Annotated in this window: 20 protein-coding genes; 9 read left to right on the forward strand and 11 right to left on the reverse strand. The window is 65.1% G+C overall.

All coding sequences use genetic code 11. The annotated features are described in order from the left end of the window. The first annotated feature begins 31 nt into the window (after positions 1 to 31). Complete coding sequence (locus tag LOC56_RS05790) at positions 32 to 409, forward strand: VOC family protein (RefSeq protein ID WP_229951294.1); 378 nt, start codon at positions 32 to 34, stop codon at positions 407 to 409. 38 nt (positions 410 to 447) lie between these two features. On the opposite strand, the gene LOC56_RS05795 is transcribed toward LOC56_RS05790, so the two are convergent. From LOC56_RS05795 to LOC56_RS05805, 3 genes are all read right to left on the reverse strand, one after another. Beyond that, entirely contained in the window at positions 448 to 2,178 is a 1,731-nt protein-coding gene (locus LOC56_RS05795) for a cation:proton antiporter (RefSeq protein ID WP_229951296.1), read from the reverse strand. Between the two features lie 48 nt (positions 2,179 to 2,226). Continuing rightward, on the reverse strand, positions 2,227 to 3,003 hold the full coding sequence (locus tag LOC56_RS05800; protein WP_229951298.1) for a metal-dependent hydrolase: 777 nt from the start codon (positions 3,001 to 3,003) through the stop codon (positions 2,227 to 2,229). 124 nt (positions 3,004 to 3,127) lie between these two features. Then, positions 3,128 to 3,646, reverse strand: coding sequence for a gluconokinase (locus tag LOC56_RS05805; protein WP_229951300.1), 519 nt, complete (start codon positions 3,644 to 3,646; stop codon positions 3,128 to 3,130). 263 nt (positions 3,647 to 3,909) lie between these two features. Here LOC56_RS05805 and LOC56_RS05810 point away from each other — a divergent pair, with 263 nt between their 5' ends. Then, positions 3,910 to 4,614: a FadR/GntR family transcriptional regulator gene (locus LOC56_RS05810; RefSeq protein WP_229951301.1), complete on the forward strand. Its 705-nt coding sequence runs from the start codon at positions 3,910 to 3,912 to the stop codon at positions 4,612 to 4,614. Between the two features lie 102 nt (positions 4,615 to 4,716). On the opposite strand, the gene LOC56_RS05815 is transcribed toward LOC56_RS05810, so the two are convergent. Continuing rightward, on the reverse strand, positions 4,717 to 5,214 hold the full coding sequence (locus LOC56_RS05815; RefSeq protein ID WP_229951302.1) for a Dps family protein: 498 nt from the start codon (positions 5,212 to 5,214) through the stop codon (positions 4,717 to 4,719). 272 nt (positions 5,215 to 5,486) lie between these two features. Here LOC56_RS05815 and LOC56_RS05820 point away from each other — a divergent pair, with 272 nt between their 5' ends. Next, positions 5,487 to 6,077, forward strand: coding sequence for an SRPBCC family protein (locus LOC56_RS05820; protein ID WP_331460914.1), 591 nt, complete (start codon positions 5,487 to 5,489; stop codon positions 6,075 to 6,077). A gap of 91 nt (positions 6,078 to 6,168) precedes the next feature. Here LOC56_RS05820 and LOC56_RS05825 read toward each other — a convergent pair whose 3' ends face one another. Continuing rightward, positions 6,169 to 7,653 (reverse strand): FAD-dependent oxidoreductase, encoded by a 1,485-nt coding sequence (locus LOC56_RS05825; protein WP_229951303.1) that lies wholly within the window; start codon positions 7,651 to 7,653, stop codon positions 6,169 to 6,171. Between the two features lies 1 nt (position 7,654). Next, the gene (locus LOC56_RS05830) at positions 7,655 to 8,452 is read right to left on the reverse strand and encodes an SDR family oxidoreductase (RefSeq protein ID WP_229951304.1); all 798 of its coding nucleotides are present in this window, start codon (positions 8,450 to 8,452) and stop codon (positions 7,655 to 7,657) included. A 130-nt stretch (positions 8,453 to 8,582) separates the two neighbouring features. On the opposite strand from LOC56_RS05830, the gene LOC56_RS05835 reads away from it, so the two are divergent. Both LOC56_RS05835 and LOC56_RS05840 read left to right on the forward strand, forming a co-directional pair. Continuing rightward, positions 8,583 to 9,086 carry a DUF4383 domain-containing protein gene (locus LOC56_RS05835; RefSeq protein WP_229951306.1) on the forward strand — a complete coding sequence of 168 codons (504 nt, stop codon included), beginning with the start codon at positions 8,583 to 8,585 and terminating at the stop codon, positions 9,084 to 9,086. A gap of 47 nt (positions 9,087 to 9,133) precedes the next feature. Further along, complete coding sequence (locus LOC56_RS05840; protein WP_229951307.1) at positions 9,134 to 9,373, forward strand: DUF2630 family protein; 240 nt, start codon at positions 9,134 to 9,136, stop codon at positions 9,371 to 9,373. A gap of 31 nt (positions 9,374 to 9,404) precedes the next feature. Here LOC56_RS05840 and LOC56_RS05845 read toward each other — a convergent pair whose 3' ends face one another. From LOC56_RS05845 to LOC56_RS05860, 4 genes are all read right to left on the reverse strand, one after another. Further along, positions 9,405 to 9,719, reverse strand: coding sequence for a hypothetical protein (locus tag LOC56_RS05845; RefSeq protein ID WP_229951308.1), 315 nt, complete (start codon positions 9,717 to 9,719; stop codon positions 9,405 to 9,407). Positions 9,720 to 9,724: 5 nt separating this feature from the next. After that, positions 9,725 to 10,627, reverse strand: a complete 903-nt coding sequence (gene ku, locus LOC56_RS05850) for a non-homologous end joining protein Ku (RefSeq protein WP_229951309.1) — start codon at positions 10,625 to 10,627, stop codon at positions 9,725 to 9,727. Positions 10,628 to 10,642: 15 nt separating this feature from the next. Further along, positions 10,643 to 11,578, reverse strand: a complete 936-nt coding sequence (locus LOC56_RS05855; protein ID WP_229951310.1) for a thioesterase domain-containing protein — start codon at positions 11,576 to 11,578, stop codon at positions 10,643 to 10,645. A 162-nt stretch (positions 11,579 to 11,740) separates the two neighbouring features. Further along, the gene (locus tag LOC56_RS05860) at positions 11,741 to 12,391 is read right to left on the reverse strand and encodes a TIGR00266 family protein (RefSeq protein ID WP_229951314.1); all 651 of its coding nucleotides are present in this window, start codon (positions 12,389 to 12,391) and stop codon (positions 11,741 to 11,743) included. A 154-nt stretch (positions 12,392 to 12,545) separates the two neighbouring features. On the opposite strand from LOC56_RS05860, the gene soxR reads away from it, so the two are divergent. The 4 genes from soxR (at position 12,546) to LOC56_RS05880 (ending at position 14,591) form a co-directional block, all read left to right on the forward strand. Then, a complete protein-coding gene (soxR, locus tag LOC56_RS05865) occupies positions 12,546 to 13,004 on the forward strand; it encodes a redox-sensitive transcriptional activator SoxR (RefSeq protein WP_229951316.1) in 459 nt (152 codons plus the stop codon). A gap of 83 nt (positions 13,005 to 13,087) precedes the next feature. Further along, positions 13,088 to 13,639 (forward strand): flavin reductase family protein, encoded by a 552-nt coding sequence (locus LOC56_RS05870; RefSeq protein WP_231703504.1) that lies wholly within the window; start codon positions 13,088 to 13,090, stop codon positions 13,637 to 13,639. A 65-nt stretch (positions 13,640 to 13,704) separates the two neighbouring features. Beyond that, positions 13,705 to 13,923: a PLDc N-terminal domain-containing protein gene (locus LOC56_RS05875; protein WP_229951320.1), complete on the forward strand. Its 219-nt coding sequence runs from the start codon at positions 13,705 to 13,707 to the stop codon at positions 13,921 to 13,923. A gap of 2 nt (positions 13,924 to 13,925) precedes the next feature. Beyond that, on the forward strand, positions 13,926 to 14,591 hold the full coding sequence (locus tag LOC56_RS05880; protein ID WP_229951322.1) for a pentapeptide repeat-containing protein: 666 nt from the start codon (positions 13,926 to 13,928) through the stop codon (positions 14,589 to 14,591). On the opposite strand, the gene LOC56_RS05885 is transcribed toward LOC56_RS05880, so the two are convergent. Continuing rightward, the gene (locus LOC56_RS05885; protein WP_229951324.1) at positions 14,588 to 15,817 is read right to left on the reverse strand and encodes a L,D-transpeptidase; all 1,230 of its coding nucleotides are present in this window, start codon (positions 15,815 to 15,817) and stop codon (positions 14,588 to 14,590) included. The two genes, LOC56_RS05880 and LOC56_RS05885, sit on opposite strands and share 4 nt — an antisense overlap. Positions 15,818 to 15,855: the final 38 nt, after the last annotated feature.

Raw genomic sequence — 15,855 nt, forward strand, 5'->3', positions numbered from 1 at the left:
ACCGGCCTGAGCCGGGGGTACCGTTCCGCAGATGCGGATCAAAATGAGCGGCATCCACGTGGTGGACCCGGAACGTGCCTACGAGTTCTACACGGGCACCCTGGGCCTGGAACCCCTGATGGCCATGCCGGAGTACAACCTGTTCATCGTCTGCTCGCCTGAGGACCCGGGCGGCCCGGGGCTGCTGCTCGAACCCAGCGACAACCCGGTTGCCGAAGCGTACCGGTCGGGGCTGTACCGGGAACAGCTGCCTGTGCTGGTGCTCGGCGTACCGGATGTACAGGCGGAGTACGAGCGGTTATCGGGGCTCGGCGTCCAGTTCCTCGGCGAACCAACCCTTGATTCAACGGGCACCCAGGCGGTTTTCGACGACGGCTGCGGCAACTACCTCCAGCTCCACCAGGACTGAGGCGGGGGCCGGCCGCGATGCTGGGCCGGCGGCGCCCGCTAGCGTTCCCCGAGCCGCGGCCGCAGGCGGGATTCCTCCAGGTCCAGCAACCGCTGTGCCTCGGAAAGGGTCCGGGAAGCAAAGCGTCCCTCTCGGCGGGCCAGCAGCAACTGGTCCCGTTCGGCCTCGACGACGGCGCGGCGCAGCGCCCGGTATTGGAGCTGCGGCGTCGGATCCTCGTTTTCCCCTAGTGCACGTACCCGCTCCCATGCCAGTTCGCTGCGGAGGAAGGTGCTCTGCCGGACCCTTTCGACCACATCCGGGTCCACCTCCTGACGCACGCCCGGGCAATGCTCAGGCCGCTCCAGAACGCTGAGTCCGGCACCGCTGAGCTCGTCCAGCAGCTTCGCCAGCTCCCTCTGGTCCGATGCGACATCCCGGCCCCGAACCCCCAGGAGGCGGATCAGCCACGGCAGGGTGCCGCCCTGTAGCAGCAGGGTTGCCACGGCCACGGTAAAGGCGATCAGCACCAGCTGCTCGTGGTACGGGGTCTGCTCCGGCAGGGACTGGGCCGCGGCCAGGGTTACCACGCCCCGCATGCCGGACCAGGAGATCACCATGCCTCCGCGCCAGCCCAAACCCTCGCGGCTGAGCTGCTCGACGTCGGCCCGGCGGCGGAGGTAGAGCAATTCGGCCCGCCGGTGCCGCCTGCGCTGCCGCTCGTCGCTCAGCCCGTTCGCCTTGATCCGGTCCAGACCCAGCCGGAACCGCTTCGTCCGCCGGTCCTGGTGGCGGACCTTCAGCCGCAGCAGGTAGATCAGCGGAGTTACCCAGGCGAAGCGCAGCAGGATCAGCAGCACGGTGGTTGCCAGGCCGATCAGTACGGCATCGAGGACTGGAAGGAGGCTGGCGTCGACGTTCTCCACCAGATGCCGCAGTTCCAGTCCCATGAGGAGGAAAACGCCGTTCTCCAGCAGGAACTGGATGGTCCGCCAGTTGATGCTGTCATTTATCCGGGCCTGCGCCGTGAGCGCTGAGGCACTCCGGTGCCCGGTGTACAGCCCGGCCACGACGACGGCCAGGACACCCGAGGCCCCGGCTTCCTCCGCCGGAATGAAGGCTATGAAGGGAACCACGAAGGAGATTGCCGTATCCAGAACCGGGTCCTGGAGTTTGGATCGGACATAGACCGTGGCCGCGCCGACCAGCAGGCCGACAAGAACGGCAACGACGACGGCGAAACCAAAGTCGCCGATGCCGGCCCAGATGCTCGACAGGCCCCCGGCGGAGGCGGCGACGGCGGAGCGCAGCAGCACCAGGGCGGTGGCATCATTGACCAGCCCCTCGCCTTCGAGCACCGTGACCAGGCGCGGCGGCAGGCCCAGCTTCTTTCCGATCGAGGTGGCAGCGACGGCGTCGGGCGGGCTGACGACGGCGCCCAGCGCCACCGCGGCGGCGAAGTTCAGGTCCGGCAGCAGCAGGTACAGGAGAAGTCCCGTGGCGAAAGCCGAAAACAGGACGAGGAAGACGGACAACGAGGAAATGGCACCGATGTTGCGTCGGAAGTCCACTACGGGGACGTTCACCGCGGCGGCATAGAGGAGCGGGGGCAGAACCCCCATCAGGATCCATTGGTGTGGAACGGAGAACTCCGGCACGCCCGGCGTGTAGGAAAGGGCCAGCCCCAGTACCACCAGGATCAATGGTGCAGCTATTCCGAGGCGTTTGGAAAAGGCAGCAACCGTCACAATGACGGCAACACCCACTACAGCGAAAAGAGCCAGTTCCACACTTCAACTTTAGTCCCGCTCGGCTGTGCTCCCGTCCGCGGAAGCGGGTCAGGTGTAGGGGGACCAACCGGTCAGCGCCGTCATGCCGTCCACGGTGACGCCGTAAATCGCGTAAATGGTCACGGGCACCATCAGGGCCCATTCGCGCCATGATCCGGCCGCGCCGATCAGGGGCAGCGAGAAGCAGCCGCTGCTCCGCCACAGCTTACTGACCACAGGGAAGCGGACCAGGGAACGCGGGCGCTTGATCCGCAGCGGCCACAGAATCATTACGCCCTGGTGGGTGAGGAGGTCACCGACAATATGTACTGCCACTCCCAGGCCCACCGCCACCGGCAGCCAGTCATTGTTTTCCGGTGCATAGACGGCAATGAACCCCGAGAAGGCCAGGGCGAGGAACCAGCTGCGAACCGGTCCGCCGGCGATCTTCAGTGCCTTGAAGGCGAATCCCATCAGCAGGACGGAGAGGATCCCCGCGCCCAGCGCCACTGAGCCGAAGACCGGCACCTCGGTAGTCACCCTGCCCAATGCCGTCGCCAGCGCCACGAAGACCGCCAGCCCGAGCAGGGAATGCGTGCCGCGGCGGTGGCCGCCGCTGACGGCCTCCGTAAAGCGGGCAAGGATTTTGGTGAGCGGGGGAAGGGAATGGGCAATGGTCCCGCTGTGATGGTCGAGATCGGGCAGCAGCGCGGCACCGGCGGTCAACAGGGCTCCGGTGACGACGCCGAGCGGCGTCACCGGATACCAGCCGAATGCGTGGGGAGCGGTGGAGGCAACGGCAACCCATGCCGCAGCGCCGCTAGCGGCATGGTGGCCACCCATCATGGTTGAAAAGTCCTTCCAGAGGGCGGTGCAGGCGCCAAAGAATTTATTGAAGCTACCTATTTTTCCACGGTTTCCCCGGCCCTGCGTTCACCTTGGACCGGCGGCGGACCGGCAGCGGGGATGCCTAGGCGACCGCGAAGCCCAGGTGTCGGAGAATGGCATCCACGATTTCGGCAGGAGAATCCGTTATTTCAATCCGGAGACCGGCTTCGTCCGGGGCAAGCGGCTCCAACGTGCTCAGCTGCGAGGGAAGCAGCGACGGCGGCATGAAATGTCCGCTTCGCGTTTTCATCCGTTCCGCAAGCACTTCGCTGCTCCCGTCCAGGTGGACGAACGTTACGTCTCCTGCTGCCTGTGCAAGGACATTTCGGTACGTGCGCTTCAGCGCGGAACAAGTAACGATGGTGCACCGGCCGTTTTCCGCCTGGACACCCATCCAATCGCGGATGGCGTAGAGCCACGGCCACCGGTCGTCGTCGTCCAGGGGGACGCCGGCGGACATCTTGGCGATATTAACGGCCGGATGGAACTCGTCGGCCTCTGCGGCAATCCATCCGAGCCGTTTGGAAAGCAGGTTGGCAATGGTGGTTTTGCCCGATCCGGCAACACCCATGATGACGAGGTGCTGTGCAGCTGGGGACATTTGAAATCTCCTTGGGACGCCGTTGTCGCGGGTTCGGGCCGGTTTGCTGACCCGAACTGTTGAGCACAAAGGTATCACCAACAGCAGTTGGCGCAGCCGGAGAAATCGATGCTCCGTCAGCGGCTGATCAAAGGCATGGTTCGGAGGCTAGGCTGAAACAGGGGGCGACCAGCGCTACCGGCAGGATCCGTGCTGATTTCGGGCCTCCCAATCATATGCACTGTAAGGAATATACAAAGGAACGTAGCTGGAAAGATGCGGATATGAACGAACACGCCGGCCCGCCGGCCGCGGTCCTAAACGCCCGGATCATCGAGACCCTGGGCCAGGACATTGCCTCCGGCGTGCTTGCGCCGGGGGACCGGCTCACGCTTGACGGGCTGCAGCAGGAGTTCGGCGTTTCCCGAACCGTGGTCCGCGACTGCATGCGGATCCTCGAGTCCATGAACCTGGTGTATTCCAAGCGCCGCGTCGGCATTGTGGTGCAGGATCCCCAGCTGTGGAACGTGTTCGATCCGCGGATCATCAAATGGCGCCTTGCCGGGCCGGGCCGGGCAGAGCAGTTCCGCACCCTGACCGAACTGCGGGTGGGAGTGGAGCCGGTGGCCGCGGCGGCCGCCGCCACACACGCTGCAGCCGCCGAGCGTGACCGGATGGTGGAGCTGGCCGCGGAGCTCCGAAGGCTCGGAGAAGCGGGAGAGCTGGAGGAGTTCCTGCAGGCCGATATTGAATTCCATACGTTGCTGCTGCGCTCCAGCGGCAACGACATGTTCGCATCGCTTCAGGATGTGGTTGCCGAGGTCCTTGCCGGCCGCACCCGGCAGGGCATGATGCCGCCGAAACCGAGCGAGGCTGCCCTGCGGGGGCATGTGCTGGTGGCCGACGCCGTCGCCGCTGGAGACGGTGCTGCCGCGTTGGCGCACATGATGGATTTACTGGAAGAAGTGCGGCAGGCCATCGAGGGTTAGCCGTTCCCCGGGGCACGGCTGCTGGGCCGGCAGAGCCTCCAGGGACGGCAAAGGCCGGCGCACCCCCGTGGAAAGGGATGCGCCGGCCCGGAAGCCGGAGTCTTAGCGGGTCGGTTCCAGATTGCTGTCTTCGGGCGTGACTACCTCCGCCGTGGCGGAGATATTCTCGGCATCCACCATCCAGGCGTACTGCTCGAGCTTGGCAATAAAGCCGTGCAGGATGTCTGCGGTGGTCGGATCCTCTTCGTCCACCTGGTCATGCACGTCGCGCATGGTCTTGACGACGGCCTCGAGCATGGCGACCACGTGCGTCACGGTGTCGCGGGTGTCAACCAGCCCGGCGGGGAACGGCGGCAGGCTGGTGCCGTTGGCGACCGCCAGGCTGCGGCCGTCCGGGACGGCGCGGAGGGCACGCATGCGCTCGGCCAGTTCGTCCGCGAAGATGCGCGCGTCGTCAATGATCTCGTCAAGCTGCAGGTGCAGGTCCCGGAAGTTCTTACCCACTACGTTCCAGTGGGCCTGCTTGCCCTGCAGATGCAGTTCGATCATGTCCACCAGGACGGCCTGCAGGTTGGTGGTCAGCTCTTCAGATGCCTTCATGTTTCCTCCAATGTTGACGAAAAATGAGTACTGGACTCACCTGCCGAAAAAGCCCGGATACCGTCCGGACAAAGCGGCTTCGGCAGGTGGATTGTTCCCCAGCCTAACCCCGGGAAGCGGCTCGGAACAGAATGGACAGGTTCCCGGGAAAGCTAATATAAGCAACCTTACTTCCAGTTGAAGTGCGTTGTCGTCCTGTGTACGGTGAGGAAAACGGGACCTGTGAGAAACGGCCCGGCCAAAGGCAGGATTCGCACTACCGGAGGGACAGCATGACCACCGTAGAAGAGTCGATCAACGTATCAGTACCGGTAACCACCGCTTACAACCAGTGGACCCAGTTCGAGTCCTTCCCCCACTTCATGGGCGGCGTTATCTCCATCACCCAGCTTTCGGACACCACCACCCACTGGGTGACCAAGGTGGCCGGTGTCGAGCGGGAATTCGACACTGAAATCACCGAGCAGCATCCGGACGAGCGGGTCGCGTGGAAGAGTACGGACGGAAAGTCCCATGCCGGCGTCGTAACGTTCCACCGCCTGGGCGACGCCGAAACGCGGGTAACCGTCCAGCTGGACTGGGAACCCGAAAACGTCGTAGAGAAGCTGGGTTCCGTGGTCGGCGCCGATGACCGGCAGGTCAAATCGGACCTCGCCCGTTTCAAGGAATTTATTGAGAGCCGCGGTTCGGAAACGGGCTCGTGGCGGGGAAATGTTGATGCACCGGGCAATGCTGCCACCGGCGCAGCCGGCACGGCTCCGGTAGGACCTACCTCCACTGACACGTCGCGGCTGGCGGCGGCTCCGGATGCGGATCCGGCAATGGATGACCCGGAATCCGGCGGACCCAGGGCCGGTCTCTAGCCGCCCGGCAGGTCATAAAAGAACTGCGGATGCCTTGCAAGGCATCCGCAGTCTCTTGTTTAACGGGTCCGGGTTTAACGGGGTCCCGCGATCAGGCGGGATCGAGGTTCTTAACCGCGGGACCTTCCAGCAGAGTTCCCTTGGCCGTGAACCGGGAGCCGTGCAGCGGACAGTCCCAGGACTGTTCGGCGTCGTTCCAGTTCAAGACTCCCTTGAGGTGCGGGCACACGGCCGACACCCGGCTGGTCTTGCCGGCCACGGTGCAGGTACCCACGGGCTTCCCGTTCTCCCGGGACACCACTCCCTGCCCCTCCGGCGGGGCCGTGTCGGTACTGTTGACCAGTCCGGCGGCCCAGCCGGTGAGCATGGAAAGCCCCACCTCGGCGTTGTCCCGCAGGGTGGAGGCGGCATCGAGCGGGGCCACCCGGGGCTTGTACAGCTCGCGTGCCCAGGGGTTCTCTCCGCCGAGAATCTCCGCGCTCAGTGCCAGCGAAGCCGCAACGGCATTGGTCATGCCCCACTTGTTGTACCCGGTGGCTACATAGATGTTGGAGCCCATCAGCGGCAGCTGCCCGACGTAGGGCAGGCTGCGTGCCGGCGAGTAGTCCTGCGCCGACCAGGCATAACTGGCCGCGCTTCCCACCGCGAAGTTCTCCACGGTCCAGTCCACCAGATCGTCCACCAGTTCCTGGGTGTGCTTTTTCCGGCCGACCGTGTGCCCGTTGCCCCCGGCGAGCAGGTAGGAGATGCCGTTCGCCTCTGCGGTCCGCAGCGAGCGGGTGGGCGAATCGACGGAGAGGTACATGCCCTGCGGAACCGTTCCCGTCACCGGCAGGGCTACCGCATAGGAACGCTCGGGCTTCAGGACGGCAAAGTAGCCGCCGCGGTCGAGGATCGGGATGCCGGTGGCCAACACCAGGTGCCGGGCGGTGACCTCGCCCTGGCTGGTACCGACCTTGATGCCCGCCCCGTCCTCATGCCGGGCGCCGGTCACCCGGACGCCCTCGATCAGGGCGCCGCCATGGGCGCGGTAGTCCTTGGCCAGGCCGGCCAGCACCGTCATCGGCTGGATCTGTGCCTGGTCGCGAAGCCGCAGTGCGCCAGTGGTTTCAAAGGGCAGTTCGGTCTCCGCGGTGAACTCGACGTCGAGTCCGGCGGCCTGGGCTGCCTCCTGTTCCTTCCGCAGGGTCTTGAGTCCCTGCTCGGTGGTGGCATAGGTGTACGCGTCCCGGACCTCGTAGCCAATCCCGTGTTCGTCGCAGAAGCGCAGCAGCCAGCTTTGTCCCTGCCGGTTGGCTTCCACATACTGGCGGGCGGTCTCCGCGTTGTGGTGCGAGGTGATGCCGGAGAGCTGCGTTCCCTGCAGGAGCGAAACCTTCGCTGTGGTGTTGCCGGTGCTGACGGCGCCTACCGTGCGTGCTTCCAGGAGGGCTACGCGCTGTCCGCTGCGGGCCAGCAGAGCTGCCGTGGTGAGGCCGGTAAGTCCCGCACCGACCACCACGGTGTCGTAGGACGCCTCCGGGTCGAAGAGATCAGTGGGTATAACGGGCGCGTTATCGAGCCATAGAGATTTCAAGTTATCCTTCCCGCCAAGCTGACGAAGTGATGTGGGAGCCGCCCTGCGGTCCCATCTGGAGCATGCCGCCGTCGACGGGCCAGGAGGCCCCGGTGACGTAGGACGACGCCGGTGAGGCCAGGAAGGCCACGACGTCGGCGATTTCGGAAGCGTAGCCCGGCCGGCCCAGCGGAATGCCGGGGCGGTCCTCGGCCCGGGGGTCGGAGTCCGTCTGCCCGGTCATGGGTGTGGCGATTTCCCCGGGGGCCACCGAATTGGCCGTGATCCCGTAGCTTCCCAGCTCCAGGGCGATGGTCTTCATCAGCCCGCCGAGCCCGTGCTTGGAGGCGGTGTAGGCCGCAGCGCCCACCCGTGGCTGGAGTTCGTGGACGCTGGTGACGGCGATCAGCCGGCCGCCGTTGCCCTGCGCAACCATGCGCTGAGCTGCCCGCTGCAGGCAGACAAAGGCCCCGCTGAGGTTGGTGTCCACCGTGGTGCGCCAGGCGTCATAGGTCAGGTCCAGGAACTTCTGCCCGTCTCCGGTCCCGGAGTTGTTGACGAACACGTCCAGGCCGCCCAGCTTCTCCGCCAGGGAATCCACGACGTCCGCGCATCCTGGCAGATCCGTGGTGTCCAGCCGGGCGACGACGGCGGCGCGGCCGTGTGAGCGGACCTCCTCCGCCGTGTCCACGGCACCCTGTTCATCGGAATGCCAGGTGATACCCACGTCCATGCCCGCCTTCGCCAGAGCTACCGCGACGGCACGTCCAATGCCGGAATCAGACCCCGTGACTATCGCCGTTTTAGGCGCAAACCCCATCTGGTACCCCCTCGTGGTCCTGGAAAGTCAGTATGCTTCCCACCTTGCCCCAATTGTGCAACAGTTTAAAGTCCTGATCACCGAATCCTCCCGGTCCGGTCCTCCCGTGCTGCGGAGCAGAGGAGTCATCATGGCATACCCCAGCTACAGTTCCGGCGGCGGTCTTTCGGCCCGCAGGACCAATGCGCAAAAAGCCGCAATTGCCTTCGGGATTGTTTTCCTGCTTATCGGAGTCCTGGGGTTCATTCCCGGGGCCACCATAAATTACGGCCAGCTTTACTTCTCGGGTTACGCATCGGAGGCCGCCCTTCTGGGCATTTTCCAGGTCTCGGTGCTGCACAACGTGGTCCACATGCTGCTGGGCTTCGCCGGGCTTGCCCTGGCGCGTAAGCACTCCTCGGCGAAGCTCTATCTGCTGGGAGGAGGCATCCTCTACGCCCTGCTCTTCATTTACGGGCTGCTCATCCCGCTGGATTCGGACGCCAACTTCGTTCCCTTCAACACGGCGGACAATTGGCTGCACGCAGTGCTGGCCGTAGTGATGATCCTGCTGGGTATCTTCCTGGGCCGCGAGAGCGAATCGAGCTCGTACCGCAGCAACCCGAACCCCGGCGAAGGATCAGTTCCCAACTAGGTACCGCCAGTCGATCGAGAGCAACGCCGAGCTGAAGCGTAGGAGCCATGGACGAACAGGAAATCCAGCACCGCATCCAGGAACTCGTAGCGCAGGAGCAGTCCCTTCGGGAGGCGGACCCGGGTGCGGAACCCGAAAAGCACGCCGCGGAGCTGAGGCGGGTGGAGGAACAGCTCGACCAGTACTGGGACCTCCTCCGCCAGCGGCGGGCCAAGGCCGACGCCGGACAGAACCCGGATGAGGCGCAGGAGCGGCCCGTGGGCGAAGTCGAGGGATACCGCCAGTAGGGACCATCCCGTACGGCCGGCCCCGAGCGGACTAGTGCTTCCGGCTGCTGTCGGACACCTTCGGCGTGCCGGCTTCAGTGTCCGGGTCCGCCGGGCCGGTGACCTCACGAAGCAGGGTGGCGGCCCCGATGCTGCGCCGGAAGCCGCTTTCACCCCGGAAGGTCTCCCCAAGGGCCCAGACCATCAGGCAGCCTTTGCTGAGGGTTTTCAGCAGCCCGGCGTTCCTGGGCGTCAATGCCATCATTGACGCCACGCCAAACACGCCCCAGCCGATGAGCGGCCCGTTGGGCACCTTGAAAACGGTCTGCCGGCCGAACCGGTCCGTGAAGAAATTACGAGATGCCATAGTGCTCAGGCGCCTTTCCGGGTTTTGGTTGTGCTTTTGGTGCTCTTGGAGTTCGCGGTTTTGGCGGGAGCCTTCTTGGCGCCGTCCTCTTTGGTGCTTTTAGCGTCGGTGCCGCTCTTTTTATCGCGGTTCTTCTCTACGCTGCGCCGCAGCGCCTCCATAAGGTCCAGGACCTTGCCGCCCTCGTCCTCCTCGGATTCTCCGCCGAAGGTCTCCTCCGTGTCGAGCGATTCTCCCTGTTCGAGCTTGGCATCGATCAGGGTCTTGAGTTGCTCCTGGTAATCGTCGGTGAATTCGGAAGGATCGAAGTCCCCGCTGAAGGAATCCACGAGGGCCGAGGACATCTCCAGCTCCTTGGCGGAAATCCGCACCTTTTCATCCAGCGAGGGGAAGGTGGCCTCCCGGACCTCGTCCTCCCACAGCAGGGTCTGGAGGGTCAGCACGTCGCCGCGTACGCGCAGGGCACCCAGCCGGCTCTTCTGCCGGAGCGAGAACTGCACGATGGCCGTGCGGTCGGTGTCCTCAAGGGTGCGGCGGAGCAGCACGTAGGACTTCGTCGATTTGGAGTCCGGCTCCAGGTAGTACGTCCGGTCAAACAGGATGGGATCCACCTGCTCGCTGGGCACGAATTCCACGACGTCGATTTCCCGGCTTTTCTCCACGGGAAGGGACGCCAGATCCTCGTCGGTAAGGACCACGGTCTGCTCGCCGTCGTCGTACGCTTTGGCGATGTCCTTGTATTCCACCACCTCGCCGCAGATCTCGCAGCGGCGCTGGTAGCGGATGCGTCCGCCGTCCTTGCCGTGCACCTGGTGAAGGCTGACGTCGTGGTCCTCGGTGGCGGCATAAACCTTGACCGGCACGTTGACCAGCCCAAACGCGATGGCGCCTTTCCAGATCGCTCTCATGTAGTCCAGTGAACACTAGATTCCGGTTCCGTTGCCAGAGTCGGGTTTGTCTGCGCGTGCCTCCCGCAGATGCTCCCACAGCTGCCGGTACACGCGTGGATCGGAAAAATAGGCGTCGTGGGATTCGGGAAACGGTTTGCCCGAGTCCACTTCGCTGTCGGTCACGTTCACATCCCGGCCGGCAAACACCCGTTCGGCGCAAAAGGAAATCAGGTCGCGCTCGTCCCAGAAGTTCAACCAGGGAACTGCCGGCCCCGAACCGCCGCGGACCGGCCCGAGGTAAGCGAGGGCATCGAGGAGGTAGAACCACGGTGCCTGCGAGCCCACGGTCACCAGCAGATCCACCCGGATGCCCTCCGCCTCGGGGGAACTGAGCAGGTCAACAGCCGCCACGGAGCCGAGGCTGTGTCCAAACAACACCACCGGTGCATCCTGGTCCATACTGCGCAGGGTGTCAGCAATGCGGGCGCGGGCGGCCGGACCGTGGCGCAGATAAAAGGCGACCTTGCCGAAGAAACTGCCCGCGGCATCCGTGAGGCGGATCCGGTGCCGGATCCCCGCGTCCGTGATCAGCCCCAGGACCAGATCCTGCAGCGTTTCCCCCAGCAAAGCCGCGTCCGGCCGCGCCGGCGGGGCACCGGCGCTGGAGGCCTGTTTCAGCGGATCAGCCGCCCCCAGGTCCATACCGAAAAGGGCCAGGGCCAGGGACGTATCGGTCACGCCGGGCGGATCGTCGGCGACATACCGCGGGGGCAATGCCGGGACAAAGCTGACCTCATCGGGTGCGGCGGCGGCCCAGTCAACCGCCAGCACCCGGTAATCGGACAATCCCGGTACCTCGGCCACCTGCTCCCGGATCCGGTCCGCGAGCTGCGGGTTGGGCCTGCCGGTGCCCGGCAGGAAAACCAGCGTTCCGGGTTTCTCCGGCGGTCCGAGGGGTGCGGGATCCATGGCTGCCTCCTTCGTTGCGGCGGCACCTTCACCGACCGCGCAACGCAGCGGTTTCGGCCCGATAGGGACACTTTCACATGCCGCAGTCCCGGCCGCCAGTGAACGGGAGGGAAGGACAGAATCCTGTTGTCGTGGAATCCTGCCGGGCGGCGGACGGGGGTGTCAGCGGGCAGCGGTAGCGACGGGGCTGAAAACGCGGGTCTGCATAATCACGTCGCCGGGCCCCTGCAGATCAACCACCAGGCCTTCTCCGCTCTTCAGCGAGTTGAGGATGCCGGCCGCCTTGCGCGTCCTCATCTGGATGCTTGACTCCCAGCCCACGAGGTGGCCGGTGTCCAGGGTGAAGCCTTCTCCTGCTTTCAGGGACACAACGTCCAATGCGCCGTAGGAGGAAACCAGGAGGTTGCCCTGACCACTGACCTTCAGCACAACCAGGCCGGAGCCGGAGAACATTCCATTCAGGGAGGCGTCCGGGCCGACGTCGAGGTTCCCGTCGTTTGCCAGCCAGGCCCCCTTCGTCAAGCGGAAGCCTGTTGCGTTGTCCACCCCGACGGAAACCACGTCTCCGACGGATTCGGAAATGACATCGACCCAGCCGCCCTGGGCGGGGGCGGTGAAAACGGTGGTGTGGAAGCTCTCTCCGCCAATCATTTTCCCCAGGCCCTTCATGAACCCGCCGTCGGCCTTCGCCGTAAGCGTCACTCCGAAGGAATGAGCCATCATTGCTCCCGGCTGCACTTTTATTGTCTCGTGGGGTGCAAGAAAGCAGCGAGCTACTGCGTATGCCGGGCTGTGACGGATTTCTACTTTCACAATTACCTCTTAGATAGGGGATTCGGTGGCCTGCGCTGTGAATATAACCGCCCGAATCCTAAGTGATGGATTCCGCGGACCGGCGCGTCCCCTCCATTGCCTCCGGCAAGTCAGCAGCGGGCGGATAATGGGTGCAGCGAGGGAAGGCGAGGCCGTGGAAGCGAATACACCCGGATTCGGGCCGGCGCGTGTGGAACTGTCTGTGGGGCAGGTGGCCGAGCGCAGCGGCGTCAGCGTCTCGGCGCTGCACTTTTACGAGCGTCAGGGCTTGCTCTCCAGCCGGCGGACACAGGGTAACCAGCGGCGCTACGACCGATCGGTGCTGCGGCGCGTGGCCGTGATCCGCGCGGCGCAGCAGGCAGGCATTCCGCTGGCCGTAATCAACCATGCTTTCGCCGAACTGCCTCCGGACGGAGTTCCGGACCAGGCCGACTGGCAGCGGCTTTCCGCCGCCTGGCAGCAGGAACTCAATACCCGCATCCGCCACCTGCAGGCGCTTCGTGACCGGCTCGGCGGCTGTATTGGCTGCGGCTGCCTCTCGCTGGCCCAGTGCCGGTTCGTGAATCCCGAGGATTCGGGCACCGGCACCGGGGCCCGGGCATTCGACGTCTGAGGCCGCACGATTTGACCTCAACTAAGGTTGAGGTTCTAGCGTTGAGGGATGCCCTCGATGGGTGGTCTGCGGAAGGACTTGAGATGACGCGGAATACGGCTCTATGCGAGCGGAATGTAACGGATGCATTCAAAGACGCCTTTCGGGCTCATCCGGCGGGCGTGGCCATCATTACGGCCGACGGCGGCAGCGGCCCCGTGGGCCTGACCGCCTCCTCGGTTTCCTCGGTTTCGGCAGAGCCGCCTATCCTGTCCTTCTCCCTGGCCTCAACCCACGGGACGGCCGGTGTAATCGCCGGGTCCGAGACCGTCGTCGTCCACCTGCTTGGCGCCGAGAATGCCGGACTCGCTGCACTTTTCGCCCGGCAGGGCGCGGATCGGTTCAGCTCCACCCCAACCCGCACGCTGCCCGGCGGCGAACCCCTCCTGGAAGAAGCTCCCGTGGCACTTCGCTGCCGGATCGACGGCAGGATCCCGGTGGGCAGCTCCATCCTGATCGCGGCCACCGTCCTGGAAATCCTCCCCGGCAGCACGGAGCAGGAACCGCTGGTTTACCACAACCGCACCTATCACCGCCTGGGCGGGCACTCCGTGCTCGGCCAGGCCGGCTCGGTTGCTCCCGGAAGCGGCCAATAGCGGATAATCGGGTTCAGACCCGTACGACGACCGTCGGCGGGAACAACCCACCGGAAGGCACGGCGATGGCAAAGAAAAAACTCAAGGACCTGAGCAGCGGACAGAAAAAGGGCCTCGGAGCCCTGACCGGACTCCAGTTCCTGCTCGCCGGAGCCGCTCTGCGGGATTTGAAGAAGCGATCGAAGGACCAGATCCGCGGCAGCCGCGGATGGTGGATGGCTGCGTGCGGCATCAACTTCGCCGGTCCCATCGCATACTTCCTCTTCGGCCGCCGGTCCGCCTAGGCATGGTGCGTTCCCGCAGCACCGGAACCAAACCGCCGGTCCTGGAGCCGGTCCGCCCGCAGGACCTGAGCGACGGTGCCGGCGTCCCGGTGGGCAGCCACCAGGAAGCGGTGGCCTATACCGGCGAGTCCTTCGCCGGGTTCGAGCTGCGCGGGGCAGTGTTCTCCGAATGCAGCCTCACCGGAGTGTCCCTGGACAACGCGGACCTCACCGCCGCCCGGTTTATGGAATCAACCCTGGAAAACCTGTACGCCCCGGTGTTCCGGGCGGCACGAACCACGTTCCGGGACGTGGAGATTTCCAACCCGCGCCTGGGTTCCGCTGAGCTTTACGGCGGAAGCTGGAACTCTGTCCGGGTTGACGGCGGCAAGATCGACTTCCTCAACCTGCGCGGCTGCACGCTGACCAACGTGCTGTTCTCCAACTGCATCATCGGGGAACTGGACCTGGACGGCGCGCGGTTGAACCGGGTGGCGTTCCGCGACTGCCGGATCGACTCCCTGCTGCTGGGAAGCGGCGGCACGGCAGTCGATGCCGACCTGCGCGGATCCGAGTTCCGGAGCATCACCGGACTTGCCGGTCTTAAGGGGTTCACGGTGGACGAACAACAGCTGGTGCTGCTGGCCCCGTTGCTCGCGGCCCAGCTGGGCCTGCGCGTAGAAGCCTAGGGCTGCCCGGCGTACTGGTCCCAGGGGATGTTCCAGTCGCCGTAGCCGTCGTCAATGGGGACAGGCCCGGCTTCGGTGTTCAGCACCTGCACCACGTCCCCGGCGTCGAAGGTGTCGTAGAAGTATTTGGCGCCCTCGGCGGACATTCCGACGCAGCCGTGTGAAACGTTGATCCGGCCAAGTGCACCCACCGCGCCGTCGAGGGCCTGGTGGACAAAGACGCCGCTGTTGGTCAGGCGGCTGGCCCACGAGGCGTCGAACGGTTCGTAGTAGTCCGGGTCTCCGGGTGACAGTCCGATGCTTTCGGCGCGGAAGGGCAGCTTCTCGTGCTGGCTGACGACAACCTGGTAGCCGCCGGGCGAAGGCCAGGTGGGTTCGCCGAGGGTGACGGGGAAGGTCCGGACCAGCTGCCCGTCCAGGAAGACCTGCATGGTCTTGGTGTTGTTATCCACCACGGCCAGGCGGGTGTTGTGCGTGTTGAAGGTACGGGTTTCGTTGAAGTTGCCGATCATGCCGTTGCCGAAGTCGACGCCGAACAACTGCATGTCCACGGTGATGGCGCTGTTGGGGGCCCAGAAGGCTTCCGGGCGGTAGCGGACCCGGTTGTCCGTGATCCAGAAGAAGGCACCGGTCTGGCCCGAGGTGCTGGTGACCGTGATGGCCTGTTCCACGGCGTCTTTGTTGGTGACCGGTTCGCTGAAGGTGATGTCGATGGGCTGGCCCACGCCCACACTGGCGGCGTTCTGCGGATACATGAAGGCATTGGCTTCGTTCGCGGGAAGCACGGTTTCGAAGCCCTGCCTGCGTGTGGTTTCCTTGCCGGCGGAATCCGTGAGGACCACCTCCATGCCGTACCTGGTGTTGAAGGCCAGCGGCGCATCGGCGGTCCAGACGGCACCGTCGCCGGACATCACGCCGGGCACGGGATCTCCGCCTGCCTCCGGCTTCAGGATGACCTTGTTGATGACTGCATTGGTGGCAGTGACGGAGGGAAGATCTGCGGGGTTGACGCCTACGGCGCCGTCAGCCGGAGTGGTGGTGATGGATACCGGGGCGGCCTGCACGGAGGGCGACGCCGATGCGGACGAGCCCGCTGAGGGAGACGAACCTGTTTCGGAAGGGCCCAGACGGCCGGTGGCGAAGGCTGCGCCGAGACTTCCGCCTATGACGAGCACCGCGGCAACCGCCGCGGCTATTGGCCATTTACGGCTCTTCTTGTCCTGCACAGCCAAGTCCCCTCAAGTACACGCCGGGGGCCGCCAGG

The organism is Arthrobacter sp. zg-Y179, from assembly GCF_020907345.1.
Taxonomy (GTDB): Bacteria; Actinomycetota; Actinomycetes; order Actinomycetales; family Micrococcaceae; genus Arthrobacter_B; species Arthrobacter_B jinronghuae.